This window comes from Kitasatospora cathayae (genome assembly GCF_027627435.1).
GTDB classification, from domain to species: Bacteria; Actinomycetota; Actinomycetes; order Streptomycetales; family Streptomycetaceae; genus Kitasatospora; species Kitasatospora cathayae.
The window spans coordinates 7,791,523-7,816,505 of sequence record NZ_CP115450.1; the positions used below are offsets into that span (position 1 = coordinate 7,791,523).

A 24,983-nucleotide genomic window follows, 5' to 3' on the forward strand; every position below is an offset into this window, starting at 1 on the left:
CGCGCAGGTCAGTCGTCCCGGCTGGGGCGGCGGCCGTGCAGCAGGGAGCGGGCGCGCCGGGCCAGTCGGCGGTGGCTGCGGCCGCCGACGCCGGTGGAGCCGATGCTGGTGCGCCCGGCGCCGCCGGGGCCGCCGACCAGGGTCGGCGCCATCAGCGCGGTGCGCGCGGTGCGGCGGCGGGCGGCGGTGCGGGCGGTGAGCCAGACGGCGAGCACGGTGGCGAGGGCGGCGCCGGACCACAGGGCGGGCGCCACCCCGGAGGCGCCGTGTATGACCGGCGGCCGGGACCAGGGCGGCAGCCCGGCGTCGCCCTCGCCGGTGGGCTCCGGGGAACCGGCGGACGGAGAGCCGCCCGAGTCACCCGCGGTGGGCTTCGGGGCGAGCTCGTCGACCAGCTGCCCGACCGGCTGGACCTTGCCCGCGGCAGCGAAGCCCCAGTCGAGCAGGCTGGCGGCCTCGTCGTACACCTTGCCCTGGGCCGCGGGGTGCATCACCGTCACCAGCAGGGTGCGGCCGTTCCGTTCGGCCGCGCCGGTGAAGGTGGCGCCCGCGTTGGTGGTGTAGCCGTTCTTGACGCCGATCAGGCCCGGGTACTTGCCGAGCAGCCGGTCGGTGTTGGCGATGTCGTAGGTGGTGCGTTGGCCGGTGGTCTTGTCCAGGCCGCCGGGGAAGGGCGCGGTGCGGGTGGAGCAGTAGGAGCGGAAGTCGGCGTTGCGCAGCCCGGCGCGGGCGAACAGGGTGAGGTCGTAGGCGGAGGTGACCTGGCCGTCCATGTCGTAGCCGTCGGGGGAGATCACCTTGGTGTCCCGGGCCTGCAGCGACTGGGCGCGGGCCTGCATCTCGTCGACGGTCTGCTGGACGCCGCCGTTCATGTGCGCCAGGACGTGCACGGCGTCGTTGCCGGAGCTGAGGAAGACGCCGCGCCAGAGGTCCTCGACCCGGTACGGCAGGTTCTCCTTGACGCCGACCAGGCTGCTGCCGACGCCGAGGTTGGCGAGGTCGTCCGCGGTGACCTGGTGTTCCAGGGAGCGGTCGAACTTGGGCAGCACGGTGTCCGCGAACAGCATCTTGAGGGTGCTGGCCGGCGGGAGCGGCTGGTGGGCGTTGCGGGCGGCGAGCACCTCGCCGGTGCCGGCGTCGGCGACCAGCCAGGAGCGGCCGGTCAGTTCGGAGGGCAGTTTGGGCGCCCCGGCCAGCGGCTCGACCTGGACGTCCGGACGGCCGAGGCGCTCGCCGCCCACGGTGGAGGAGGCGGTGTCCTGGGCGAGGGCCGCCGGGGCACCGGCGGCGAGCACCAGGGCGGCGGCGGAGGCGGCCGCGATCCTGGCGACGGACGGTGTCTTCTGCTGCACACGCTTTGACTGCACACCGCGAACGTACCGGCGCCGCCGCCGGGCCGCCGTGCCTGCTGCTCCGTCCGGACGGAGTGCGGAGCGCGACTTCGGTCGGTGCCGCGCGACTTTGGTCAGGGCCGGTCGCGCCGAAAGTCGGTTGGGCGGGCGGCGCCGGATTCCTAGGCTCGGGGCATGAAGAACCTGCTCGGCTACCTCGGTTTCGTGCTCATCCTGGGCGGCGGCACCGGCCTGCTGTCCGACCGGCTCGGGGGTTTCCGGCTGTTCGGCTTCGTCCGCTTCCTGGTGCCGGACGGCCACGAGACCGCCGGGTACGCCGTGCTGCTGGTGCTCGGCGTCCTGCTCGCGATCCCGGCCGCCCGCCGGGGCTGACCGGGCGCTTCGGGGTCAGCGACCGGCCCCCGACGCCACCCCGTCGAGCAGCACGGCCAGTCCGGTGCGGAAGGCCTCCCGGGCGCTGTCCTCGGGCGGGCCGCCGACGGCGCTCTGCAGGGCGGTCAGCAGCGGGAAGCGCTGCGGGAAGTCCGGTGCCAGCTCGGCGAGTCGGGCCGAGCGGGCGTTCCACCAGTCCTCGTCGGCGACGCCGGTGGCGGCCGCCGCGCCGCGCGTCTCCGCGGCGGTGGCGGCCGTGCCGCGGACGAACTGCCAGAGCGCGGCGACCGCCCCGCGCAGCCGTTCCGGGGCCAGGGCGGCTGGCTGAAGGGCGGTCAACAGTCCTTCCATCGCGGAGAGTTCGGCCGGGCCGAGGACAGGGCGGGCCTGCGAGACCTGGAGCACCCAGGGGTGGCGCAGGTAGCAGGCGTACAGCTCCTCGGCCCAGGCGGTGACGGCGGCCCGCCAGTCGTCCAACGGCGGTGGCTGGCCGGGGAGTTCGGCGAGGACGCGGTCGTGCATCAGGTCGAGCAGCTCGGCCTTGCCGGGCACGTAGGTGTAGAGCGCCATCGCGGTGCGGCCGAGCCGTTCGCCCACGGCGCGCATCGACAGGGCGGCCATCCCTTCGGCGTCGGCCACCGCGATTCCGGCGGACACGATCGCGTCCACACTCAGGCCCGGTTTCGGACCGGTGCGCCCGGTGCGCGCTTCCCCGGGGCGACCCCAGAGCAGGGCGAGTGAGCGATCGGGGTCTCCCTGCCCGGCGTAGACGGTCATCCAGAATCTCCTTATGGCGTAAAGTATCCGTTCCGATGATAACTCTTTATGCCGTAAGGTTATCAGCATTCCGTATCGAAGGGGTTTCGCGATGACACTGCCCGTCACCTTCGTCGAGGTCATGGCGGTCGACCGGATCACGCCGCGCACCGCCCGGGTCACCTTCGAGGCCGAGGACCTGGCCGACACCGTGGGCACGACGCCCGATCAGCAGCTCAAGCTCTGCTTCCCGCGCCCCGGGCAGCGCGGGCCCGCGCTGCCCGCGCAGCAGGACGACCCGATGGGCTGGTACCAGGCCTACCTGGCCGTCCCCGAGGCCGAACGCCCACTGCTGCGCAGCTTCACCCTGCGCCGCCGGCACCCCGGCACCCGCCGGATCGAGGTCGACTTCGTGCTGCACGGCGACACCGGCCCGGCCGCCGCCTGGGCGCTGCGGGCCGCGCCGGGGGACCGGCTCGGCCTGGTCGGCCCGTCCGCGCTGTACGCGCCGCCGGTCCCGTTCGCCGAGGCCGCGGCGGCGGCCGACCGGGTGCTGCTGGCCGGGGACGAGAGCGCGCTGCCGGCCCTCGCGACGCTGGTGGAGGCGCTGCCCGAGGGGGTGCGGGCGCACGCCTGGATCGAGGTCGCGGACCGGGCGGAACGTCAGGAGCTGTGCAGTCGCGCCGAGCTGGAGGTGCGGTGGCTGTACCGCGACGGCGCGGCCCCGGGCGCCCTGCTGGCCGGGGCGTTCCGCGACGGCGTGCTGCCGGGCGGTCGACCCTTCGTCTGGCTGGCCGGGGAGGCGGGGGCGGTGCGGGCGGTGCGGCGGTGCCTGGTCGAGCAGCACGGGGTGGCGAAGTCGGACATCGACTTCACGGGGTACTGGCGCCACCGGCTGACCCAGGACGACGCGCCGACGGACGAGGACCTGGCGGACGCCCGGGAGCGGCTGGCGGCCTTCTCCTGACGGTGGGAAAGCGCCGGGCGGCCGGGGCGTGGACGAACTCCCCGGCCGCCCGGGCCGGTCCGCCGCACTGTGGTGTTTCGATCGCGGTCGAGGGGGAAGGAAGGGTCGCAGTGTCGACAAGTAGGCAGCCGGTGGCGATGTTCCGCCGGTGGCCAGAGTTCGCCACTGACGCTTTTTGCTGGCGGATCAGTCAGTTCTCACCGTTCTCTGACCCGTCCTGATCGGCTCTGAATCGGTGAAAATGGGGCGGACGCGGCCGGATTTATACTGTGTATTTTACTTTCTGATGGTCATTTTTACTTCCCGATGGGGATTTCCCCCTCTTGTCGCGGTCGTGGCGGATGCGCTGGAATGCGTCCGCTGTCGGGACGCGCGGTCCGGAGCAACCACGCGTCCGACCAGGATCCGGGTACGCTCAGCCGTGCAACCTGACGTCTCATCAGACGAAAGGATGTCCATTGATCGGCTGGCGCAAGACCCAGCTAGCAGCCGCCGTCACCGTCACCGCCGCGTCCATGGTCCTCAGCCTCGGGACCATCGCGAGCGCAGCTCCGGCCCAGGATCCGCAGAACGCCCAGGCGGCGTCCTCGGACGGGGCGCCGGCACCGGTGATCGTGATCCTGAAGGACCAGATAGCGGACGCCCCGGCCGACCACGGCCACCTGGGCGCCCGCCAGCAGAAGACCGCCAGCTCGCAGGCGCCGCTGCTGGACAAGGTCAAGGCCAACGGCGGCACCAACGTCAAGAGCTTCGTGGTCGGCAACGCCTTCTCGGCCACGGTCAGCCCGGCCCTGCGCGCCAAGCTGCAGGCCGACCCGGCGGTCGCCGCCGTGGTGGCGGACACCCAGGTCCAGGTGGCCCCGGTCGCCGCGACCACCGCCAAGAAGGCGGACACCGCGGCCGCCGCGTCGGGCAAGTCCGACGGCGCCTCGCAGGCCGTTACGGGCAGCAACGGCCAGGCCTCCCAGGAGAACGCGACCAACACGGTCTGCCCCTCCGACCCCGCCAAGCCGCTGCTGGAGCCCGAGGGCCTGTACTCGGTGCGCGCCTACAGCGGCAACGGCAACCCCGGTGTGGAGAACCTGGCCACCGGAAAGGGCGTCAAGGTCGCCTACATCGCCGACAGCCTCGACCCGAACAACCCGGACTTCATCCGGGCCGACGGTTCGCACGCCGTGGTCGACTACCAGGACTTCGCCGGTGACGGCTGGGGCGCGCCGACCGGTGCCGCCGAGGCCTTCGGCGACGCCTCGGCGGTCATCGCCCAGGGCCGTCAGACCTACGACGTCTCGAAGTTCGTCAACTCCTCGCACCCGCTGCCGGCCGGCTGCAACATCCGCATCCGCGGCCTCGCCCCGGACGCGGACCTGGTCGCCCTGAAGGCCGGCGGCGAGATGATGTCGAACTCGTCGATCCTGCAGTCCATCGACTACGCGGTGCGGGTCGCCCATGTCGACGTGCTGAACGAGTCCTTCGGTGGCAACGTCACCCCGGACAGCGGCGCCCACGACACCATCTCGCTCTTCAACGACCAGGCCGTCAAGGCCGGTGTCACGGTCTCCGTCTCCTCCGGTGACGCGGGCATCAGCGGGACCATCGGCACCCCGGCCACCGACCCGAACGTGATCGCGGTCGGCGCCTCCACGGACAACCAGAACTACCAGCAGACCGGTTACGCGGCCTCCCAGTTCTCCAACAAGACCTGGAGCAACAGCCGCATCTCCGCGCTGTCCTCGGGTGGCTTCACCCAGGCCGGCCGGACCGTCGACCTGGTGGCCCCGGGTGAGTCGGACTGGGCGCTCTGCACCCCCGACACCACCAAGTACACCGAGTGCACCGACTTCAACGGCAAGCCCTCGGGGATCCAGCCCTTCGGCGGCACCAGCCAGGCCGCCCCGTTCGTCACCGGGGCCGCGGCCCTGGTCATCCAGGCCTACCGCGACACCCACGGCGGCGACTCGCCGTCCCCGGCGCTGGTGAAGAAGTTCATCACCGGCACCGCCACCGACCTCGGCGTTCCGGCCGAGGAGCAGGGCGCCGGTCTGCTGAACGTCCGGGCCGCCGTCGAGGCCGCCCGCGGCTACGACGACGGCGACGGCACCGACGGTGCCAGGACCGTCGTGGTCAACACCGGCCAGCTGAACATCTCCGGCACCCCGGGCTCGACCCACACCGCCGACATCTCCGTCACCAACACCAGTGACGAGACCCAGACGGTGAGCGCCGCGACCCGCAGCTTCGCGCCGCTGGCGAACAACCAGCAGACCGTCAAGCTGGACTCGGCCTCCACCGACACCTTCAAGTACGCCACCAACGGCGCCACCTGGGTGCAGAAGCAGGTCAAGTTCACCGTCCCGGCCGGCGCCGACCGCCTCGCGGCCTCGATCGCCTGGCACGGTGGCCCGAACCCGGTCACCAACGGTCCCGTGGTCCGCATGACGCTGCTCGACCCGTCGGGCCGCTTCGAGACCAACACCCGTCCGCAGGGCGGCGCCACCCCGGCCAACTTCGGCCTGGTCGACGTCCCGCACCCGGTGGCCGGTGAGTGGACCGCGGTCCTCTACACCCCGGCGGGCAAGGGTTACACCGGTGACGTCCAGTTCGGCACCTCCACCCAGCGCGCGGTTCCGGCCGGCGCGGTGAGCCCGAACAGCGCCGACGTCAAGCCGGGTGAGACCAAGACCCTCAAGGTCCAGCTCACCACCCCGGCGACCAGTGGCGACTCGAGCGAGGCGGTCACCGTCTCCAGCTCGAACGGCAACACCACCAGCGTTCCGGTGATCCTGCGCAGCCTGGTCCCGGTCACCAACGGCACCGGCACCTTCACCGGCACCATCACCGGTGGCAACGGCCGCGGTTCCTCGCCGACGCAGAGCTTCACCTACGGCTTCGACGTCCCGAAGGGCCAGAAGGACCTGCGGGTCGGCGTGACCGTCGCCAAGGACGCCAACCTGCTCATGCAGGGCGCGCTGATCAGCCCGAACGGCACCCCGATCGACATCGAGGGCAACGGGCTGTTCGACGCCCAGGGCAACCTGACCGGCACCGGCAACGGCGTCTCGGCCACCACCGTCAACCCGGCCGAGGGCCACTGGCGGTTCGTCCTGAACGTGCTCGGCCCGGTCAGCGGCCAGCAGCTCGCCCAGGACTTCACCGGCACCATCGCGTTCAACCAGAACCAGGCCACCGCGGCCGGTCTGCCGAACGACGCGAAGACCAAGCTGGCGGCCGGCAAGCCGGTCACCGTCACGGTCAACTACACCAACAACACCGCGGCCACCCAGCGGATCGCCGCCGACGGCCGCCTCGACAAGCGCGTCGACCTGCCGCTGGTGCCGCAGGGCGCCTCGGCCTCGGTCAACCTGCCGCTGAGCCTCACCTCCTCGGTGCCGAGCTTCCTGGTGCCGCCGGCGACCGACCAGCTCAAGGCCGTGGCGGCGTCCTCGACGCCGGCGCAGGTCGAGCTGAACGCCACCACCGGCTCGCCGGACCTGTTCGGTGACCTGAAGAAGGCCCAGGACGGCTCGACCATCTCGGTCGCCACCGCCAAGGGCAGCGCCGAGCAGCCGGTCGTCCCCGGTGCCTGGGGCACCTTCGTCCAGCAGATCGGTCCGTTCGGCAACGGCAGCGCGCCGGCCGGCACCTCCACCATCACCGCCACCGCGCACACCCTGGCGTTCGACCCGGCGCTGACCTCCAGCACCGGTGACCCGTACGCCTCCGGTGTCAACGCCTCGGCCGCGGCCGCCGCCCCGGTGACCGTCGCCCCCGGCGCCACCGGCTCGCTGCAGGTGACCGTCACCCCGACCGGCCCGAAGGGCAGCACGGTCAAGGGTGTGCTCTACCTGGTGTCCGGCCCGACCTTCGTGCCGACCGCCAACAACAGCCTCGGCACCACCGGTTCGGTGCTCGCGGCGATCCCCTACAGCTACACGGTGAACTGACGCTCAATCAGCTCAGCGCGTAAGCCTGAGGCCGAGGCCGTCCCGGAGTTCCGGGGCGGCCTCGGCTGCTTGGTTCGGGGGGAACTCCTGGGGGTGGCGGGGTCGTTGAGCGGGCAGGAGGGTCGCAAGGACTTCGAAGGACCCAACCGACCGATTCTGGAGCGGGAGTTGAACGAGGCGATCAAGCACAGCCACGTCGAGGTGAACGGCGTCCGGCTGCACCTCGCGGAACGGGGCGAGGGGCCGCTGGTCCTGCTGCTGCACGGCTTCCCGGAGAGCTGGTACTCCTGGCGCCACCAGTTCGCCCCGCTCGCGGCGGCCGGGTACCGGGTGGTCGCCCCCGACCAGCGCGGCTACGCCCGCAGCTCGCAGCCGCAGGACGTGGACGAGTACAGCCTGCTGCACCTGGTCGGCGACGTGACCGCGCTGATCGGGGCGCTGGGCGCGGAGCAGGCCGTGGTCGTCGGGCACGACTGGGGCGCGCCGGTCGCCTGGACCACCGCGGCGCTGCGGCCGGACCTGGTGCGCGGGGTCGCCGGGCTGAGCGTGCCGCCGCTGCCGGTCGGCGGGCCGCCGCCGCTGCAGGGCTTCCGGGAGAACTTCGGCGAGGGCTTCTACATCAACTACTTCCAGCAGCCCGGCCGCGCCGACGCCGAACTGGCCGCCGACGTCAGGTCCAGCCTGCGCCGCATCCTGTGCGGCATCCAGCCGGACGGCGTGCCGCGCCCGTGGATCGTCCCCGAGGGCAAGGCCCTGCTGGACACCGTCCCCGAGCCGGAGAAGCTGCCGGACTGGCTCACCGACGCGGACCTGGACGCCTTCACGGCCGACTACGCGACCCACGGCGAGCGGGCCTTCACCGGCGGGCTCAACTGGTACCGCAACATGGACCGCAACGCCGAACTGCTGGCCGCCTTCACCGGCATCACGGTCGAGGTGCCGGCGCTGTACGTCGCGGGCGAGCAGGACCTGGTCAACGCGATGGTCCCGCCGGAGGCGCTGACCCACCTGCTGGGCCGGCTGCCCAGGCTGCACCGGCACCTCCGGCTGCCGCAGACCGGGCACTGGACCCAGCAGGAGCGCCCGGCCGAGGTGACCGAGGCGCTGCTGGACTTCCTGAGCAGCCTGGAGGACTAGGCACGCACTACACCGGCAGCAGGCGGGCGATCAGCTCGCCGAGGCGGCGGGCGTTGCGGCAGGAGTGCATCTCCACGACGTCCGCGTACGCCGGGGCGGCGGAGTCGCCGGTCGACCAGAGGGCGGGCTGTTCGGGGTTGAGCCAGAACACCCGCCGGGCCCGGCCGGCGATCCGGCGCAGTGCGTCCAGGTTGGGGTCGCGGTGGTTGTTGCGGGCGTCGCCGAGGACGAGCACGCAGGTGCGCGGGCCGACGGCGTCCAGGTGGCGCTCGGCGAACTCGCCGAGGGCGGAGCCGTAGTCGCTGTTGCCGTGGTAGCCCATCACCTTGGCCTCGGCGAGGATGCGGGCGGCGAGCCGGGCCGGGTCGTCCTGGCCGCGCCGCAGCAGGTCGGTGACCTCGGCGGTGCGGTTGACGAAGGCGAACACCCGTACCTTGCTGAACTGTTCGGCCATCGCCTGCACCAGCAGCATGGTGAAGTCGGCGAAGCCCGCCACCGAGCCGGACACGTCGCACAGCAGCACCAGCTCCGGCCGGGCCGGGCGGCGCAGCCGGTAGGCCGGGCGCAGCGGCACCCCGCCGGTGGTGAGCGAGCGGCGCAGGGTGCGGCGCAGGTCGATCCGGCCGCGGGCGGCTCGGCGGCGCCGGGCGGCCAGTCGGGTGGCGAGTTTGCGGGCCAGCGGGTGGACGGTGCGGCGCAGTTCGGCGAGCTGCTCGCGGCCGGCGGACAGGAAGTCGATCCGGTCGGCGGTGGGGGCGACGGCGCGCTCCGCGATCCGTTCGGCGCCGCGCAGTTCGGCGACCCGGCGGCGGGCCTCGCCGCTGACCTGGGCGCGGAAGTCCCGGATCCGGCGGCGGATCTCGTCTGCGAGGACGCGGTCGGAGAGGTCCGCCGGGCTCTCCTGGCGCAGGGCGGCGAGGATCCGGGCGAGCAGGGTCTCGGGGGAGAGGCGGCCGAGCGCCTGGTGGGCGGACCAGCCGTCCGAGCCGGGGGCGCTGCCGGTGCCGTACCGGCCGAAGGCCTCGACCACCTCGGCGGCCAGCCGGGCCTGGGCGGCCCGGTCGTCGGCGGCCAGGGCGTCGGCGAGGCGCTCGCGCAGCCGGTCGCGCAGCGGGTCGGGGCGGCCGAAGCGGGGCGGCTCGGTCTCGTCCGGCAGCGACGGCGGGTCGGCGCGCAGGGCCTCGGGGGTGCCGACGCCGAGCGGGAAGAACAGGTCGAAGGCGGCGTCGAAGACCGTCCGCTGGCCGTCCGAGCGCAGCAGGGCGGCGGCCAGCCCGGCCCGCATCTGCTCGCGGTCGGTGAAGCCGAGCACGTCGAGCACGGCGGCGGCGTCCACCGTCTCGGCCGGGCCGATCCGCAGGCCGTGCCCGCGCAGGGCGCGGACCAGGCCGGTCAGCCGGGCGGCGGTGTCGGCTGCTGGTGGGGTGGTCACGCGAGGGTGAGCTTCTGGGCGGCCTTGCGGACGTCGTCCTGGTGCTTGAGGACCACCCCGAGGGTGTCCCGGACGACCGTCTCGTCCAGGCTGTCGGCGCCGAGCGCCAGCAGGGTGCGGGCCCAGTCGATGGTCTCGGCGACGGACGGCGCCTTGCGCAGTTCCATCGTGCGCAGCGCGCCGACCACCCGGACCAGCGAGGCGGCCAGGGTGTCGTCCAGGCCGGGCACTTTGAGCCGGACGATCCGCCGCTCCAACTCGGCGTCCGGGTAGTCGAGGTGGAGGAAGAGGCAGCGGCGGCGCAGCGCCTCGGAGAGCTCACGGGTGGCGTTGGAGGTGAGCACTACGAAGGGGCGGCGGCTGGCGGTGATGGTGCCGAGCTCGGGGACGGTCACCTGGAAGTCGCTGAGCACCTCCAGCAGCAGCGCCTCCACCTCGACGTCGGCCTTGTCCATCTCGTCGATCAGCAGCACCGTGGGCTCCTCGCCGCGGATGGCGGTGAGCAGCGGGCGGGTGAGCAGGAACTCCTCGCCGAAGATGTCGCCGCGGGCCTGGTCCCAGCCCTCGTCGCGGCCGGCGGTGATCCGCAGCAGCTGCTTGGCGTGGTTCCACTCGTAGAGCGCGCGGGCCTCGTCGATGCCCTCGTAGCACTGCAGCCGCACCAGCCGGGCGCGGCCCAGTTCGGCGACGGCCTTGGCGAGTTCGGTCTTGCCGACTCCGGCGGGGCCCTCGACCAGCAGCGGCTTGCCGAGCCGGTCGGCCAGGAAGACGGTGGTGGCCACGGCGGTGGAGGCGAGGTAGCCGGTCGTGGCGAGCCGTTCGGCGGTGTCCGCCACCGAGGTGAAGAAGCCCGTGCCGTCGCCGTTGCCGCTGCTGCCGCTGGCCATCTGACCCGCCCCGTTCCGGTTCGTGGCCCGTTCCTTCGGGCCCGTGCGGCGCCACCCTACCGGCCGGTCACCTGCCTGTCTGCTGGTCGCTGGGGGTGGGCACGCGCGGACTCGCGCGGTTGAGCGGCGTACGGCCCGGGGGGTCGCACGCCGCGCGTGCGTGCTGCTGGCCCGGTGGTGTCAGTTGACGTACAGGACCGGGTTGCCGGCGGCCGAGCTGTCGGTGACCGGGCCGTAGGTGGCGCTGAAGTAGCCGGTGGAGAAGCACAGGCCGGGGCCGTCGACCAGGGTGGCCGGCTGGTCGGTGAAGCTGATGGAGCTGTTGCTGTTCGAGGTGGTGCCGGTGATGCCGTTGGGGCTCTGGTAGACGCAGTTGATGGTGCCCAGCAGGGTGTTGAGGACCACCGTGATGCCCACCGGGCCGGCGCTGGTGCCGTTGAGCGAGACGTTGCCGGAGCCGGAGGTGACCGTGTTGGTGTACGGCAGGCTGGTGGCGGTGACGCTCTGCACGCTCATGACGCCCATGACGCTGGAGGTGCAGGAGTCGAAGGACTGGCTGTTGAGCTGCTCGGTCGCGCTGCCGGGGGCGGCCGGGTTGGACGTCACGGTGGCGGAGAAGGAGGAGTTGGCACAGCTGACGCCGTTGGTGCTGCCAGGGCCGTCGGTGAAGGTGGCGGCGGTGCCGGAGGCCAGGTTGGCGACCAGGGTGTCGCCGACGGCGATGGCCGGGCCGCTTGCGCTGCCCTGGGTCATGACGGCGGCGGCGTCGGCCTGGGCGGGTGCCACGGCGGCGCCGGTGAGGGCGATGGCGGCGAGGGATGCGGCTGCGAGCGTGCGACGGATGCGCATGAGGGTGCCTCTCTCCGTCCGGGGACGGGTGGGGGATCCCCGCGTGCGGGTGTGGTGGTGGGCACGGCGGGGGAGGTGCATGGCGTGCCGGAGCTCCGGCGGACCGCGGGTCGGGGCGGGCCCGGCGCCACGGGCCCGCTCGTGCGGTACGGCGGTGTTGCGTGCAGTGCGGCGGTGTTGGGTTCGGCCGGCGGCGGCCTGCGGCACCAACCGGTTGGAAACCTGGCAGTTTTGTAAACCGGGTGTTGCTTCAAAGTCAATACAGGACACAGGAGTTGGTGATGGATCCCAAGTACCCGAGGAGTGCCGACCTGATCCTGTTGCCGGGTGCCCGGACCGGGCGGGATCCGGCCAGGTCGATCAAGCCGGGCCCGCGCCGGCAGCCCGCCGGAGTGGTCGCCGCGACCCAGCGCGAGCGGCTGTTGGACGGTCTGGTCCGGACGGTGGCCGAACGCGGCTACCAGCGCGCGACGGTGAGCGACATCTGCCGGGCGGCGGGGGTGACCAGGCCGGTCTTCTACGAGCTGTTCAGCGGCAAGGAGGACGCCTTCCTGGCCGCGCACCGGCACGGCACCGGGGTGGTGATCCGGCGGATGGCGGCGGCCTTCGCGGCCGAATCCGACTGGTGTGCCGGGATCCGGGAGGCGCTCGGGGCGATGCTGCAACTCCTCGCCGGGACACCGTCCTTCGCGACCATGGCGGTGATCGAGATCGAGGCGGTCGGGCCGGCCGGTCGGCGCGAGCGCGATCAACTCCTCACCAGATTCCGGGCGTTCTTCGCCGAGGTGCCCCAACTCCCGGGCGGCGTCGGGGTGCAGGAGATGGTGGACGCGGTGGTGGGTGGCGTCTACAGCGCGGTCTACCGGCGGATCGCCTCCGGCCGCACCGATCAACTGACGGAACTGCTCCCGGTGTTGAGCATGTTCTGCCTCGCTCCCTTCCTCGGCCCGGCCGAGGCGGACCGGCGGCTCGGGTCGAGAACTGGTGAAGATCCTTCGTGCACCCGTATTGACCCGGCCACTACCGGGCAGTAGCTTCCCAGTTACTCATCGCGCCCAGACCGGACCCGCTCCGCCGCCCAGCGGCCGAGGGCCCGGTCGGGACGCGCAACGCTGTCCGCGCCAGGGCAACGTGCCAGTGCCTGCACACCCGTTTCCATCCACAGGGAGCACACATGGCCATGTCCGAGGACGCCGCCGCCGCGGCGGAAACCCCGACACCGACCGGAACCAGAAGAGGCCGGGTCCGGATGAAGCGCTCCGCCCTGATGGCCGTACCGGCCATCGCGGTCGGGGGCATCCTGATGACCCTCACCGCCCAGGGCGTGCTCGCCGCGCAGTTCTCCATCTCCGGCATGCCGTTCACCATCACCGCCGACAAGCTGGAGGGCGACGGCTTCGCCCAGTTCGGCTCGTTGGACCACATGATCCCCGGCAGCCCCAACCAGGGCCACACCGGCGGGCAGGTGCTGGTCGCGGTGTCGGCGATCAAGACCGCCGAGATCACCAACCTGTGCCAGAGCGTCGACCTCGGTGGCGTCAACCTGCTGATCCGCGCGGGCGACAGCGGCACCCCGGTGACCGCCTCCGACCTCACCACCGACTCCGATCTGTTGTCCGGCGACGCGGAGTTCAAGAACATCGAGATCGGCCGCGACGCCAGCACCTTCGACAAGGCCGGCGACATCGGCAAGGGCGGCAAGGGCGTCTTCGGCCAGCAGGCCGACCACGTCCAGCTGACCCACCTCAACCAGCACAACTACGCGAGCACCGCCGTCGGGTTCAAACTGCCCAACCTGCGGCTGAGCTTCAGCTCCAAGGGCTGCTGAACATGTCGGAGTCCGTACCGGAGCCGGCCGTGACCGGCGAGGGCGCCGCGGCCCGGACCGAGGCGGTGGCGGCCCAGGGGACGGCCGCCACCCCCGCCGCGGCCACCGCCCCCGCCGTCGACCCCGCCGCAGCTCCCGCTGCGTCCGAAGCGTCCGCTCCGACCGCTGCGCCCGCGAGCCCCGCGGGCCGGGTCAAGCGCGACTGGCGGGGCAGGCGGCCGTTCTGGGGCGGGCTGCTGGTGACGCTCGGCGGCGCCGAGATGCTGTTCACGCTGTGGGCCCCGCTGCCCCTGCTCCTGCACATCTCGCTGGTGGGCCTCGCCGGGTACCTGGTGCCGGTGGTGATGGTGCTGTGCGGCCTGCTGATCCTGTTCAACCCGGCGCAGCGGCTGTTCTACTCCATCCTCGCCGTGCTCGCCTCGCTGGCCAGCTGGGTGACCTCCAACCTGGGCGGCTTCCTGATCGGGATGCTGCTCGGGGTGGTGGGCTCCTGCCTGACCTTCGGGTGGCTGCCCGACCAGCCGCTGCGCCGTGGGCGGCAGCGGCGGGAGGACCGGCGCGCGCAGCGCCGGGCGGCGCGGGCCGGGGTCTGAGGGCAGGGGAGGCTCGCTTCGCCGGGAGTCATCGGCGGCGCCCCGCACGACCGGTGGTGGGAGAACACCGGTCGTACGGGGCGTTCCGCCTGCCTGCCCGTACGACACGGAGGGTCGATGGTCCCGGGTGCGTCCGGGGCCACCGGCCCTTCTCGCCTTCGGCGGGCGGCAGTTGACTGGTCCGGTCATGGACAACAGCAGCCGGAACGCCATCGCCACCGCCGAGTACGACCGCCTGATCGCCCGCCACCACGCGATGCGACTGCGGCGCCAACTCCTCGCCCCCGCCGCGCCGTCGGGGGCGGGGCCCGCCCCCGACCTCGGGTACGGCGGCTGCGAGGGCTACGACGGCGCCGGGGACCAGCAGCTGATCCGGCGCGACCTCGACCTGGTCGCCCCGCTCCCCGAGCTGATCGACCAGCTGTACGAGGTCATGTTCCGCCGCCGCCCGTACCTGCGCCCGCTCTTCCCCGCCTCCATGGAGTTCCAGCAGGCCCACCTCGAACGCGTCTTCCAGCACCTGATCGACCACCTGCACCAGCCCGCCGACCTGGACCGGATGCTCCGCCAACTCGGCCGTGACCACCGGAAACTGGGCGTCCGGCCGATTCACTACGAGGCCTTCGAGGAAGCCCTCTGCGCCGCCCTCCGGCACCGGGCCGGCGAGCACTGGACCGAGGACCTCGAAGCCGCCTGGGTGCGGATGCTGCGCTTCGCCGTCGGCGCGATGGTCGCCGGCGCCGACGCCGCGCTCACCGAACCCCCGTACTGGCACGCCGTGGTGACCGGCCACGAGCGCCGCCGCCCCGACCTCGCCGTGCTACGGGTGCGCACCGGCGAGCCGTACCCCTACCGGGCCGGGCAGTACGGCACCGTCGAACACCCGGCGCTGCCGCACACCTGGCGGCAGTACTCGATGGGCTGCGCCCCGCGCGGCGACAACGAGCTGGAGTTCCACGTCCGCCGCACCGGCCCCGACGGCGTCAGCGCGGCCCTGGTCGAGCGCACCGCCGTCGGCGACCGGCTGCGCCTCGGCCCGCCGCGCGGCAGCCTGCTGCCCGACGGCGACTCCCGCGACCTGCTGCTGGTCGCGGGCGGCACCGGACTCGCCCCGATGAAGGCGATCATCGAACAGCAGGCCCTGCACCGACCACCGGGCCGCCGCGTCCACCTCTTCGTCGGCGCCCGCGACCGGGCCGACCTCTACGACTGGCAGTCACTCTCCCAACTCGTCCTGCACAAAACCTGGTTGTCCCTCACCCCGGTGACGTCCGGCCGCCTCGCCGACGCCGTCATCGCCGCCGGCGACTGGCGCGAGCACCAGGCCTGCTTGACCGGCCCGACCGGGATGGTCGCCTCGATGCACGCCGAACTGCTGTCGGCAGGCCTGCCGTTGGCGCGGATCCGGTTCGACCAGCTGCTCTCCCGGTAGCCCCTCTTCGCTACCGATGGCACGCTGCCGGCAGCACGTCACCGGTAGCAGTAGGAGTCCGAGGAGGCGTCCCCGCCCGCCAGGTGGGTCTGGTGGACGCGCAGGCCCCGGAAGTCGGCGCCGTGCGGGAAGAAGCGCTCGTCGATGCTCAGGCCGCCCTTGACCGGATCGGCGTCCAGCTTGACCAGCCACGGGTCGATGCCGTCCGGGTAGAACTGGTCGTCCCAGGCGCCGTAGAGGGAGTTGGTGAGGTAGAGCCGCCGCCCGTCCCGGCTGATCTCCACCATCTGGGGCGCCCCGTTCAGCGGCCGCCCCGGCTCGGCCGGGTGCGGGGTCCGGGCGGCGACCCCGCCCAGGCGCACCGAGGAGGCCAGCCGGGGGTGGAACGGGTCGGAGACGTCGTACTGGAACAGTTCGCCGGTGCCCCAGGCCGAGACGTACAGCCAGCGGTCGTCCACCGACAGGTTGATGTCCGTCACCAGCGGTGGCACCGCCCCGAACGGCCGTAGTGCGGGCGGCAGTTCACCGGGCGAGGCCGGCTCGGCCGGGATCTCGATCACCTTGCGCGCGGTGAACGCCGGGCCCTCCCGGTACCACAGCCACACCGAGGAGGAGAGGTCCTCGACGTTCACCACCACACCGGCGAACCCCCACTCCGCCTGCGGGTCGTGCGCCGGGCGCAGCTCCAGCACCATCTGGTACTGGTCCCCGAGGTCGACCCGCTGGAGGTGCCGCCCGGTGCCCAACTCCCAGAAGTGCAGCGCGTGCCCGTACTTGCGGCCGAGCAGCTGCTCGGGCAGCACCCCGTCCTCGACCATCCACGGGGTGCCCCACTCGCTGGTCACCCCGACGTTCGTGCCGAGGTGCCACCAGACGTCGTAGGCGAAGTGCTGCGGCCCGCGTTCCGTCTCCCAGGGGCGCAGCACCTCGAAGGTGGTGTGGTCCAGCAGCGCCACCCCGCCGGGTCCGTCGCCGCCGTCCGCCGACCCGAGGCAGGACAGGAAGACGCCGTCCGGGCCGCAGTGCAGGGTGTGCGGCCGCGAGTAACCCGCTCTCACCGCAAGCTCCTTGGCCTCGATCGTCTTGACCAGCCGGGGCCGGACCGGGTTTGGCTGGGTGTCCATCACGTGCAGCCGCGAGGAGCGCAGCCCCGGCAGCAGCAGGAACCGCCGCTCCGGGTTCTGGTGGCAGGCGTGCGCCAGGGCGCTCGAGCAGGCGTTCCACCCGAAGTGGTGCAACTCATCGCCGAGGGTCGGCAGTTCGGCGAAGTTGAGCACCTTCCCGTAGCTCGCCGACGCCGGGTCGGTGTCGACGGTGAGCAAGGCGTCCGGCCGTTCCCCCGCCCGGTCGAACCCGGCCACGTACGCCAAGGTCTCCGGCGGCGCCGCGATCGCCTCGGCGGCCGACCGGTAGAGCGATGAATCCATCTGTTCTCCCCAACTCGCCGTGTTCGTCCGGGCAGCGTTCCACACGACCACCGGCGCACAGCAGGCGCACGAGAAGCGCCCGGGAGGCGCGCACGGATACCCTGGTCAGGGGCACGACAGACGCCCCGGTCATGGCCAGCGGGCGCCGCCGCGCGGCGCGTCGCTACCGGCGGGTATGGTCGGGGGCGGAACGGGTGGTCACCCGCCGTGGCGGCGGGCGGAGCAGAGGGACGGGTGCGGCGGCAGATGGAGTTTCGGGAAGACATCCTGGGTGCCCCCTACGAGGCGGCGGAGCTGGAGCTGCGGCCGGACGGCGAGGGGGCGGTGTGCGCGACCCTGGTGCGGCGGCTGGTGCCGGGGGCCGAGCGGGCCGTGCTGTACATCCACGGCTACAACGACTACTTCTTCCAGACCAACCTGGCCGATCACTACGCCGCGCTCGGGTTCTCGTTCTACGCCCTGGACCTGCGCAAGTACGGGCGCTCGCTGCGATCGCACCAGTCGCCGAACTTCGTCCGGGACCTCGCCGAGTACGACGAGGAGATCGACGAGGCGGTCCGGATCATCCGGGAGGTCGACGGCCACCGGCAGCTGCTGCTGAACGGGCACTCCACCGGTGGTCTGGTCGGCGCCCTGTGGGCGGGCCGCCGGGCCGGGCGCGGGGTGGTGGACGGGCTGTTCCTGAACAGTCCGTTCCTGTCGATGCCCGCCGGGGCGGCCGTGCGCACCGCCGGCGGGCCGGTGGTGACGGCGCTCGGGCGGCTGAAGCCGACCCGGATCCTGCCCTCCTCGCTCAACCCCCACTACACCCACAGCCTGCACCGGGACCACAAGGGCGAGTGGGACTTCGACCTCAGGCTCAAGCCCGCCGAGGGCTTCCCGCTGTACGCGGGCTGGCTGGCCGCGATCCACCAGGGGCACCGCCGGCTGCGCTACGGGCTGGGCATCGACGTACCGGTGCTGCTGATGGCCTCGACGAGGTCCATCTCCACCACCAAGTGGCACAACGCCCTGCACCACGCCGACGCCGTGCTGCGGGCCGACGACATCGCCGCACAGGGGCCGAGGCTGGGCCGGCACGTCACGATCGTGCGGATCGAGGGTGGCATGCACGACCTGGTGCTCTCCGGCGAGGCGGCCCGCACCGAGGTGTTCGCCGAGCTGGACCACTGGCTCGCCGCACACCTGGACGTGCGGCCGGTGGGAGAGAACGCGTGACGGACGAGCCGGTGCCGGTCGGCCGGAACACCGACCTCGGCTTCGCCAAGCTGATGCCGGACATCGACCGCGACGGCTGCTGGCTGCTCACCCTGGACGGCACCCCGCAGTCGTACGTCGACCTCGCCGACCCGACCCACCTGGAGTTCGAGTACACCCGCAGGCTCGGCCACCTCGCCGACGCCCTCGCCCCCGCCGGCCGTCCGCTGGACGTGCTGCACCTGGGCGGCGGCGCGCTCACCATGCCGCGCTACCTGGCCGCCACCCGGCCGGGCTCGCGGCAGCGGGTGGTGGACGTGGACGGGCCGCTGCTCGACCTGGTCGCCGAGCACCTGCCCTGGCAGGGCCCCGGCGCGGACATCACCGCGACGGTCGGCGACGCCCGGGCGGCGCTGGCCGCGACCCCGGCCGGCTCGCAGGACCTGGTGATCGCGGACGTCTTCCACGGCTCCCGCACCCCGGCCCACCTCACCTCGGTGGAGTTCCTGCGGCTGGCCGCGACCGCGCTGCGCCCCGGCGGCTGCTACGCCGCCAACCTGGCGGACGGCCCGCCGCTGGCCTTCGCCAGGGCCCAGGCGGCGACGGTGCGGGCGGTGTTCCCGTACGTCTGCCTGGTCGCGGAGGCCCCGGTGCTGCGGGGCCGGCGGTACGGCAACATCCTGCTGGCCGGCTCGACGGTGCCGCTGCCGACGGCGGAACTGACCAGGGTGCTGGCGGGCGACATCTTCCCGGCCCGGCTCACCGAGGGCGAGGAACTGGCCGCCCTGGTCGGCCGGACCGCCCCGGTCACGGACGCGGACGCCACCGACTCCCCGCCCCCGCCGGACGGCGCCTTCAGCATCGGCTGAGGCGGGCGGCGGCGCCCTCGGCGGCCTCGCCCTCTCAGTCCTCGGCCCCACCGCCGTACCGCTCGCCGGCGCCGCCATCGCCTTGCTCACCCTCCCGTCCATCCGCCACACCACCCCAACCCCCACCGTCGCAACCGCCCCCGTAACCCCGGCCGTCCGCTGATCCGCACGGTCCCGCAGCGGTCGCCAGGAAGCCCGGAGGCCACCCACCGCCATCCCAACGGACCGGCCCAGGCCATCGCTGCGTCCGGCAGGATCGCCGGGCTGGCACGAGAAGTCGGTGTGGCCGACTTCTGGTGAATTGAGCCGCCGGGAGGCTGACGGTTGGGGAGTGGCGCGGCCCGGGGAGTCGCCGGCAACCGCCATCGCCGCCGATCCCGACCTCTCGCTGACCACGACGGTGGGCCGGGCGATCGCGAGGTTCGTGATCGACGCCTACTCGCTCGCCCGGGAGGCGTCCGATCGGGAGGCCGCGCTGGACGGGATCCACCGGATGATCGAGGCGGCCCGGGCCGTCACCCGCCCCTCCGGAGCCTCCGCCGGCACGGCCGGACCGCAGTGGGGAACGGCGCGTCGGGGGGAACGGGCGTGCGGGGTGGGTGTCAGAATCGGCGGGTTCATGCCGGGGCTGTCCACGGAGGAGTCGATATGAGCGGCGGCGGGGAACGGCCGGAGTTGGAGCGGGTGCCGGAGACGGCGTTGTGGACGCTGTGGCACCGGGCGGTGGAGGCGCGGCGGCCGGACGCGGTGCTGCACGATCCCGTGGCGGTCGAGCTGGTGGAGCGGATCGACTACCCGTTCGCGGAGCGGTTCGGCGAGGTGGCGCTGGTGAGCCAGTTGCAGGCGTTGCGGGCGGCGTGCTTCGACCGGGAGGTGGCGGACTTCCTGGGCCGGCACCCGCGGGGCACGGTGGTCGGGCTCGGGGACGGGCTGGAGACGCAGTCCTGGCGGGTGGACAACGGGCGGGCGAGCTGGTTGTCGGTGGACCTGCCGGAGACCGCGCGGCTGCGGGAGCGGCTGCTGCCGCCGGACGGGCGGCGCCGGATCCTCGCCTGTTCGGCGACCGACCACCGCTGGATGGACGAGGTGGACCCGGACCCGGAGCGCGGCGTGCTGATCAGCACCGAGGGGCTGCTGATGTACCTGCGTCCGACCGAGGTCCGGGAGCTGATCGCGGCCTGCGCGGAGCGCTTCCCGGGCGGGGCGCTGGTGCTGGACGCGGTGCCGCGCTGGTTCAGCCGGCGGGCCGTCGCGGGGAAGCTGCGGGACCGGCACTACACGGCGCCGCCGATGCCGTTCGGCATGGACGCGGACGAGCTCGGCAAGCTGGCGGGGGCGCATCCGGCGGTCACGGGTGTGCGGGAGGTGTACCCGGAGGGCGGACGCGGGCTGGTGCGGGTCGTGCTGCCGTTGGCGCGGTGGATCAAGCAGAGGCCGTCGGTGGTCGCACTGCGTTTTGCCCAATCTTGAAGAAAGGCTGGTCGGGCTGGAACCATTGGCGCGGGCGCGCACGTCGTAACCAGGGGTGATCGGCCGGGGGGACGGGCCGTTCGGCACGTTAGGCTGCGCCCCGGGGGAGCGGCCTGGGTGCCGCCATCGGACAACCGCCGGGACGGTCGTTCGGCTCCACGGGGAGCCGGGGCCGTTCCGACCTGCCACGGAGGTGCTGGCCTTGCACATCGACGCCTGGATCGAGAGCGTTCCACCGACTGCGGTGTACGCCCTGATCGGTCTGATCATCGGGATCGAATCGCTGGGCATCCCGCTGCCCGGCGAGATCGCGCTGATCACGGCGAGCCTGATGGCGGTCAAGGGCGTGGTGAGCCCGTGGGGGATCGCGGCCTGCGCGGTCGCGGGCGCGATCATCGGCGACTCGATCGGGTACTCGATCGGCCGCAAGGGGGGCAAGCCGCTCTTCGAGAAGCTGGGACGGAAGTTCCCCAAGCACTTCGGGCCCTCGCACCTGGCCACCGCCGAGCGCTCGTTCCAGAAGTGGGGCATGTGGGCGGTCTTCTTCGGCCGCTTCATCGCTCTGCTGCGCATCTTCGCCGGTCCGCTGGCGGGCGCACTGAAGATGCCGTACTGGAAGTTCCTGATCGCCAACGTGCTGGGCGGCGTGATCTGGGCCGGTGGCACGACGCTGCTGGTCTTCAAGGTGGGCAAGGCCATCGAGCCGTGGCTGTCCCGGGTCTCCTGGGCGGGCCTGGCGGCGGCCGTCGTGGTGGGGGCCACCTCGGCCTGGGTGATGAAGCGCCGGGCGGCCAAGACCCACGCGAGGATCGAGGCGGAGGAGGCGGCGAAGGCCGCCGAGGCGGTCAGGACCCCTGTCGCGGACTGACGGAGCGTAACGAGTAGGCCCGGGCGTCGTCGGGCCCCCGGAGTAGCATCGGCGGGAACCTGCCGATCCTGCACCACTGGAGGGCCCGATGACGCAGCCGACGCAGCCGACGCAGCAGACGACGTGGAACGCGGTGGACGCGTACTTCTCCGAGCAGCTGGTCGGACACGACCCGGTGCTGGACGCCGCCACGGCCGCCGCCGACGCCGCCGGGCTCCCGAAGATCGCGGTGGCGCCCAACCAGGGCAAGCTGCTGCACCTGCTGGCGCTGACCCAGGGGGCGCGCCGGATCCTGGAGGTCGGCACGCTCGGCGGCTACAGCACGATCTGGCTGGCCCGGGCGCTGCCCGCGGACGGCAGGCTGATCTCCCTGGAGCTCGACCCAGGGCACGCCGAGGTGGCGCGCGGCAACCTGGCCCGCGCCGGCCTGGGGGAGGTCGCCGAGGTGCGGGTCGGCCGGGCCGCCGACTCGCTGGCGGCGCTGGTGGAACAGGGCGAGGAGCCCTTCGACGTGGTGTTCATCGACGCGGACAAGCCGAGCAACCCCGAGTACTTCCGCCGGGCGCTCCAGCTGACCGGGCCGGGCTCGCTGATCATCGTCGACAACGTGGTGCGCGGCGGCGCGATCGCCGACGCCGCCAGCACCGACCCGGCGGTCGTCGCCACCCGTGCCATGCACGAGCTGATCGCCGCCGAGCCGAGGGTCACCGCGACGTCCGTCCAGACGGTCGGCAGCAAGGGCTACGACGGGTTCACGCTGGTCCGCGTGCAGAGCTGAAACCACCGCGAGAACGCGCACATCGAGGGAACGGAGACATCGTGCGGATCGGACTGCTGGGCACCGGCACCTGGGCCGAGCGGGTGCACGCGCCCGTGCTGGCGGAGCACCCCGGGCTGGAGTTCACCGGCGTCTGGGGCCGCCGGCCGGAGGCGGCCGAGGCGCTGGGCGCGGCGCACGGCGTGCCCGGGTACGGCGACCTCGACCGGCTGCTGGCCGAGGTGGACGCCGTCTCCATCGCGCTGCCGCCGTCCGTCCAGGCCGGGCTCGCGGTGCGGGCCGCCGAGGCCGGCTGCCACCTGCTGCTGGACAAGCCGGTCGCGTTCACGGTGCCGGACGCCCGCGAGGTGGCCGAGGCGGTGCGCAAGTACGAGGTCGCCTCGGTGGTGTTCTTCACCGTCCGCTTCGGCGGCGAGCAGATCCCGTGGATCGAGCGGCAGGCGGAGCTCGGCGGCTGGTTCACCGGCCGCTCGGACTGGCTCGGCTCGGTGTTCGCGCCGGGCAGTACCAGCCCGTACGCGGCCTCCGCGTGGCGCCGGGAGAAGGGCGCGCTGTGGGACGTCGGCCCGCACGCGCTGTCCGTGCTGCTGCCGGTGCTGGGCGACGCGACGCAGGTCACGGCGGTGGCCGGGGCGCTGGACACCGTGCACCTGGTGCTGCGGCACGCCGGCGGCGCGTCCAGCACGCTGGCGCTCAGCCTGACCGCCCCGCGCGAAGGCGGTGGGGTTGCGATGGAGCTGCGCGGCGAGCACGGTGTGGCGCAGTTGCCCGAGCGCGGCGAGGGCCCGACCGTCGGCCTGCACCGGGCGGTGGACGCCCTGCTGGCCTCGGCCGCCTCGGGCGAGCCGCATCCCTGCGGGGCGGACTTCGGTCTGCGGGTGGTGGAGGTCCTGGCGGGGGCCGAGCGCTCGCTCGCGAGCGGTGGACCGGTGGCGCTGTGACGCCGCTGGACCACGCCCCGGGGCAGCTGCTGCGCTGGAACTTCCACTTCGGCGGGCAGCTGACCAGCTGTCTGCCGATGCGGGTGGTCGAGTGCGGCCCGGACGGGCTGCTGCTCTGGCTGGCGGCCGGTTCACCGCTGTGGAAGGCCGAGCTGCCCGGCGGGCGGCACATCCGGGACATCCCGCCGGAGAGCCGTCCCGCCGGGGGCTACCCGCTGGTGCCCGGGGAGTGGGACGCGGTCAGCGCGCTGATCCACCAGCCGGCCGGTGAGCCGTACGCGGTCTGGTGGATCTTCAAGCCCGGCACCGGCTTCTCGCACTGGTACGTGAACCTGGAGCGCCGGGAGTACCGGGGTGAGGAGGTCGACGTCCACGACCTGGAGCTGGACCTGGAGGTGGACGCGGAACGCCGCTGGCGCTGGAAGGACGAGGAGTCCTTCGCCGCCAAGACCGGGCACCCGGCGTTCTGGAGTGCGGAGGAGGCGCGCGCGATCCGGGCGGGCGGCGAGGCCGTGGCGCGACTGGTCGAGGCGGGGGCGTTCCCCTTCGACGGCACCCACCGCGACTTCGCCCCGCCCGCCGACTGGCCGCTCCCGGCGCTCCCGGCGCGGCCGTAACGTACGGCGGCCGCCCCGGCCGGCGCGGCCCGTCCGTCCCCAGCGGCCTCAGGCCGGCGGCAGCGTCGGTCGGGCGTTGTCCGGCCGGCGGTCGGTGGGGCGGGCCGGGGGGATGACCGGGGCGTGGAAGTCGCGCGGGCCGGTCCACAGTGCGGGGACGGCGTCGCTGCGGCGGGCGAGTTCGTACGCCAGCGCCTCGTAGTTGACGCGCCAGCCGTGGAAGTGCCGCCAGGCGTCCTCGACCGCGCGTTCGCGCGGGAAGCCGGCGGCGGTGATCATGGCGACGGCGCCCAGGTACTCGGCGTAGGTGAGGCGGATCGGGGTGTCCGGGTCCGGGTCGACGTCGAAGTCGACGCGCAGCGAACGGCCGATGTCCCGCATCGCGGTGAACCCGGCCCGGATCACCAGCCGGGCCTCGGGCGGGGCCGAGCGCGGGCAGAGGGCGAGGTGCAGGGCGGCGGCGTCCATCACCGCGATCAGGCCGACCACCCAGCTGCGGTTGGGCTGCGGGGAGCGGAAGGACAGCAGCACCGGGTAGTTGGAGTGGCTCTCGCCGATGTCGGCGGCGAGGCGCTCCCAGTCGCGGTAGAGCTGGGGGAGCGCGGTCTCGGTGTCGACCAGGGACTGACGGGCGAGCAGTTCCGGCCCCCAGGCGGGCTCGCCGGCCCGGGACTGCAGCAGCGTCACCTCGGTCTCGCGCCGCTGGTAGGCGGCGTACAGGGTGGGCAGGTAGGCGATCTGCAGGGCGATCACCAGCGGTCCGCTGGCGGCGGCCAGGAAGTCGATCGCGGACAGCTGGAGCCGCTCGCCGCTGGCGTAGCCGAGGGTGAACAGGCTGGAGCCGGCCTCCCGGACGGACACCGACCAGCTGAGGTCGGAGATGCCGTGCAGCAGCAGGGTGTAGGCGAGCAGCATCCCGCTGAGCCACACCCCGAGCATGCCGAGCAGCACCAGCGGCGCCAGCCAGGTCAGCGCGCGGTCCTGCGCCCGGTAGCTGCCGAACGGCGTGGCCCACAGCCGCAGCGCCGTGCGCAGCACCCGCCAGAGCCGGTGCACCAGGGCCGAGTAGAGCCCGCGCGGGACGACCAGGGTGCGCAGGATGCTGCCCACGACGAGCAGGAGCAACAGCACGCCGAGCAGGGAATGGATCAACCTCATGGCGACATTCTGGCGGTAGGTCGCGGGGGCCGTTGGGCCGGGCAGCGCCGTGTCCGGGCCCCGGTCAGCGCTCGAGACCGAGTTCCCGATCCTGCTATGGCCATGATCA

Annotated in this window: 23 protein-coding genes; 16 read left to right on the forward strand and 7 right to left on the reverse strand. The window is 73.2% G+C overall.

The features are described from left to right. Window positions 1-8 precede the first annotated feature (8 nt). The gene (locus O1G21_RS34705; RefSeq protein ID WP_270149336.1) at window positions 9-1,367 is read right to left on the reverse strand and encodes a D-alanyl-D-alanine carboxypeptidase family protein; all 1,359 of its coding nucleotides are present in this window, start codon (window positions 1,365-1,367) and stop codon (window positions 9-11) included. 159 nt (window positions 1,368-1,526) lie between these two features. Between O1G21_RS34705 and O1G21_RS34710 the strand changes: the two genes are divergently transcribed. After that, a complete protein-coding gene (locus O1G21_RS34710) occupies window positions 1,527-1,724 on the forward strand; it encodes a hypothetical protein (RefSeq protein WP_270149338.1) in 198 nt (65 codons plus the stop codon). A gap of 15 nt (window positions 1,725-1,739) precedes the next feature. Here O1G21_RS34710 and O1G21_RS34715 read toward each other — a convergent pair whose 3' ends face one another. Beyond that, complete coding sequence (locus tag O1G21_RS34715) at window positions 1,740-2,501, reverse strand: TetR/AcrR family transcriptional regulator (RefSeq protein ID WP_270149340.1); 762 nt, start codon at window positions 2,499-2,501, stop codon at window positions 1,740-1,742. Window positions 2,502-2,592: 91 nt separating this feature from the next. Here O1G21_RS34715 and O1G21_RS34720 point away from each other — a divergent pair, with 91 nt between their 5' ends. The 3 genes from O1G21_RS34720 to O1G21_RS34730 all read left to right on the forward strand — a co-directional run bounded on the left by O1G21_RS34720 (window position 2,593) and on the right by O1G21_RS34730 (window position 8,528). After that, on the forward strand, window positions 2,593-3,447 hold the full coding sequence (locus O1G21_RS34720) for a siderophore-interacting protein (RefSeq protein ID WP_270149341.1): 855 nt from the start codon (window positions 2,593-2,595) through the stop codon (window positions 3,445-3,447). Window positions 3,448-3,905: 458 nt separating this feature from the next. Beyond that, window positions 3,906-7,391: a S8 family serine peptidase gene (locus tag O1G21_RS34725; RefSeq protein WP_270149343.1), complete on the forward strand. Its 3,486-nt coding sequence runs from the start codon at window positions 3,906-3,908 to the stop codon at window positions 7,389-7,391. A 168-nt stretch (window positions 7,392-7,559) separates the two neighbouring features. After that, a complete protein-coding gene (locus tag O1G21_RS34730; protein WP_270149346.1) occupies window positions 7,560-8,528 on the forward strand; it encodes an alpha/beta fold hydrolase in 969 nt (322 codons plus the stop codon). Between the two features lie 7 nt (window positions 8,529-8,535). Here O1G21_RS34730 and O1G21_RS34735 read toward each other — a convergent pair whose 3' ends face one another. From O1G21_RS34735 to O1G21_RS34745, 3 genes are all read right to left on the reverse strand, one after another. After that, window positions 8,536-9,960: a vWA domain-containing protein gene (locus tag O1G21_RS34735; protein ID WP_270149348.1), complete on the reverse strand. Its 1,425-nt coding sequence runs from the start codon at window positions 9,958-9,960 to the stop codon at window positions 8,536-8,538. Then, window positions 9,957-10,847, reverse strand: a complete 891-nt coding sequence (locus tag O1G21_RS34740; protein ID WP_270149350.1) for an AAA family ATPase — start codon at window positions 10,845-10,847, stop codon at window positions 9,957-9,959. Before O1G21_RS34740 ends, O1G21_RS34735 begins: the two co-directional genes overlap by 4 nt. Before the next feature lie 180 nt (window positions 10,848-11,027). Beyond that, on the reverse strand, window positions 11,028-11,696 hold the full coding sequence (locus O1G21_RS34745; protein WP_270149353.1) for a Tat pathway signal sequence domain protein: 669 nt from the start codon (window positions 11,694-11,696) through the stop codon (window positions 11,028-11,030). A 281-nt stretch (window positions 11,697-11,977) separates the two neighbouring features. On the opposite strand from O1G21_RS34745, the gene O1G21_RS34750 reads away from it, so the two are divergent. From O1G21_RS34750 to O1G21_RS34765, 4 genes are all read left to right on the forward strand, one after another. After that, window positions 11,978-12,730, forward strand: coding sequence for a TetR/AcrR family transcriptional regulator (locus O1G21_RS34750; protein ID WP_270149354.1), 753 nt, complete (start codon window positions 11,978-11,980; stop codon window positions 12,728-12,730). Window positions 12,731-12,870: 140 nt separating this feature from the next. Further along, complete coding sequence (locus O1G21_RS34755; RefSeq protein WP_270149355.1) at window positions 12,871-13,524, forward strand: DUF6230 family protein; 654 nt, start codon at window positions 12,871-12,873, stop codon at window positions 13,522-13,524. 2 nt (window positions 13,525-13,526) lie between these two features. After that, entirely contained in the window at window positions 13,527-14,117 is a 591-nt protein-coding gene (locus O1G21_RS34760) for a DUF6114 domain-containing protein (protein ID WP_333493526.1), read from the forward strand. Window positions 14,118-14,304: 187 nt separating this feature from the next. Then, window positions 14,305-15,549, forward strand: coding sequence for a globin domain-containing protein (locus O1G21_RS34765; protein WP_270149357.1), 1,245 nt, complete (start codon window positions 14,305-14,307; stop codon window positions 15,547-15,549). A 38-nt stretch (window positions 15,550-15,587) separates the two neighbouring features. Here the strand turns inward: O1G21_RS34765 and O1G21_RS34770 are convergent, their stop codons facing one another. Next, window positions 15,588-16,976, reverse strand: coding sequence for a selenium-binding protein SBP56-related protein (locus O1G21_RS34770; protein ID WP_270149359.1), 1,389 nt, complete (start codon window positions 16,974-16,976; stop codon window positions 15,588-15,590). Window positions 16,977-17,222: 246 nt separating this feature from the next. Between O1G21_RS34770 and O1G21_RS34775 the strand changes: the two genes are divergently transcribed. The 8 genes from O1G21_RS34775 (at window position 17,223) to O1G21_RS34810 (ending at window position 23,716) form a co-directional block, all read left to right on the forward strand. Beyond that, entirely contained in the window at window positions 17,223-18,194 is a 972-nt protein-coding gene (locus O1G21_RS34775) for an alpha/beta hydrolase (RefSeq protein ID WP_270149361.1), read from the forward strand. A gap of 53 nt (window positions 18,195-18,247) precedes the next feature. Continuing rightward, window positions 18,248-19,042, forward strand: a complete 795-nt coding sequence (locus O1G21_RS34780) for a spermidine synthase (RefSeq protein WP_270151422.1) — start codon at window positions 18,248-18,250, stop codon at window positions 19,040-19,042. A 331-nt stretch (window positions 19,043-19,373) separates the two neighbouring features. Then, window positions 19,374-19,694 carry a hypothetical protein gene (locus O1G21_RS34785; protein ID WP_405000755.1) on the forward strand — a complete coding sequence of 107 codons (321 nt, stop codon included), beginning with the start codon at window positions 19,374-19,376 and terminating at the stop codon, window positions 19,692-19,694. Next, window positions 19,691-20,512 carry a class I SAM-dependent methyltransferase gene (locus tag O1G21_RS34790; RefSeq protein WP_270149363.1) on the forward strand — a complete coding sequence of 274 codons (822 nt, stop codon included), beginning with the start codon at window positions 19,691-19,693 and terminating at the stop codon, window positions 20,510-20,512. Before O1G21_RS34785 ends, O1G21_RS34790 begins: the two co-directional genes overlap by 4 nt. Before the next feature lie 202 nt (window positions 20,513-20,714). After that, complete coding sequence (locus O1G21_RS34795; RefSeq protein ID WP_270149364.1) at window positions 20,715-21,380, forward strand: DedA family protein; 666 nt, start codon at window positions 20,715-20,717, stop codon at window positions 21,378-21,380. An 88-nt stretch (window positions 21,381-21,468) separates the two neighbouring features. Then, a complete protein-coding gene (locus tag O1G21_RS34800) occupies window positions 21,469-22,158 on the forward strand; it encodes an O-methyltransferase (RefSeq protein ID WP_270149365.1) in 690 nt (229 codons plus the stop codon). A gap of 41 nt (window positions 22,159-22,199) precedes the next feature. Continuing rightward, entirely contained in the window at window positions 22,200-23,099 is a 900-nt protein-coding gene (locus O1G21_RS34805) for a Gfo/Idh/MocA family protein (protein WP_270149367.1), read from the forward strand. Continuing rightward, a complete protein-coding gene (locus O1G21_RS34810) occupies window positions 23,096-23,716 on the forward strand; it encodes a DUF402 domain-containing protein (RefSeq protein ID WP_270149369.1) in 621 nt (206 codons plus the stop codon). The genes O1G21_RS34805 and O1G21_RS34810 overlap by 4 nt, the downstream gene beginning before the upstream one ends. A gap of 48 nt (window positions 23,717-23,764) precedes the next feature. Here the strand turns inward: O1G21_RS34810 and O1G21_RS34815 are convergent, their stop codons facing one another. Beyond that, on the reverse strand, window positions 23,765-24,874 hold the full coding sequence (locus O1G21_RS34815) for a hypothetical protein (RefSeq protein ID WP_270149371.1): 1,110 nt from the start codon (window positions 24,872-24,874) through the stop codon (window positions 23,765-23,767). Window positions 24,875-24,983 lie beyond the last annotated feature (109 nt).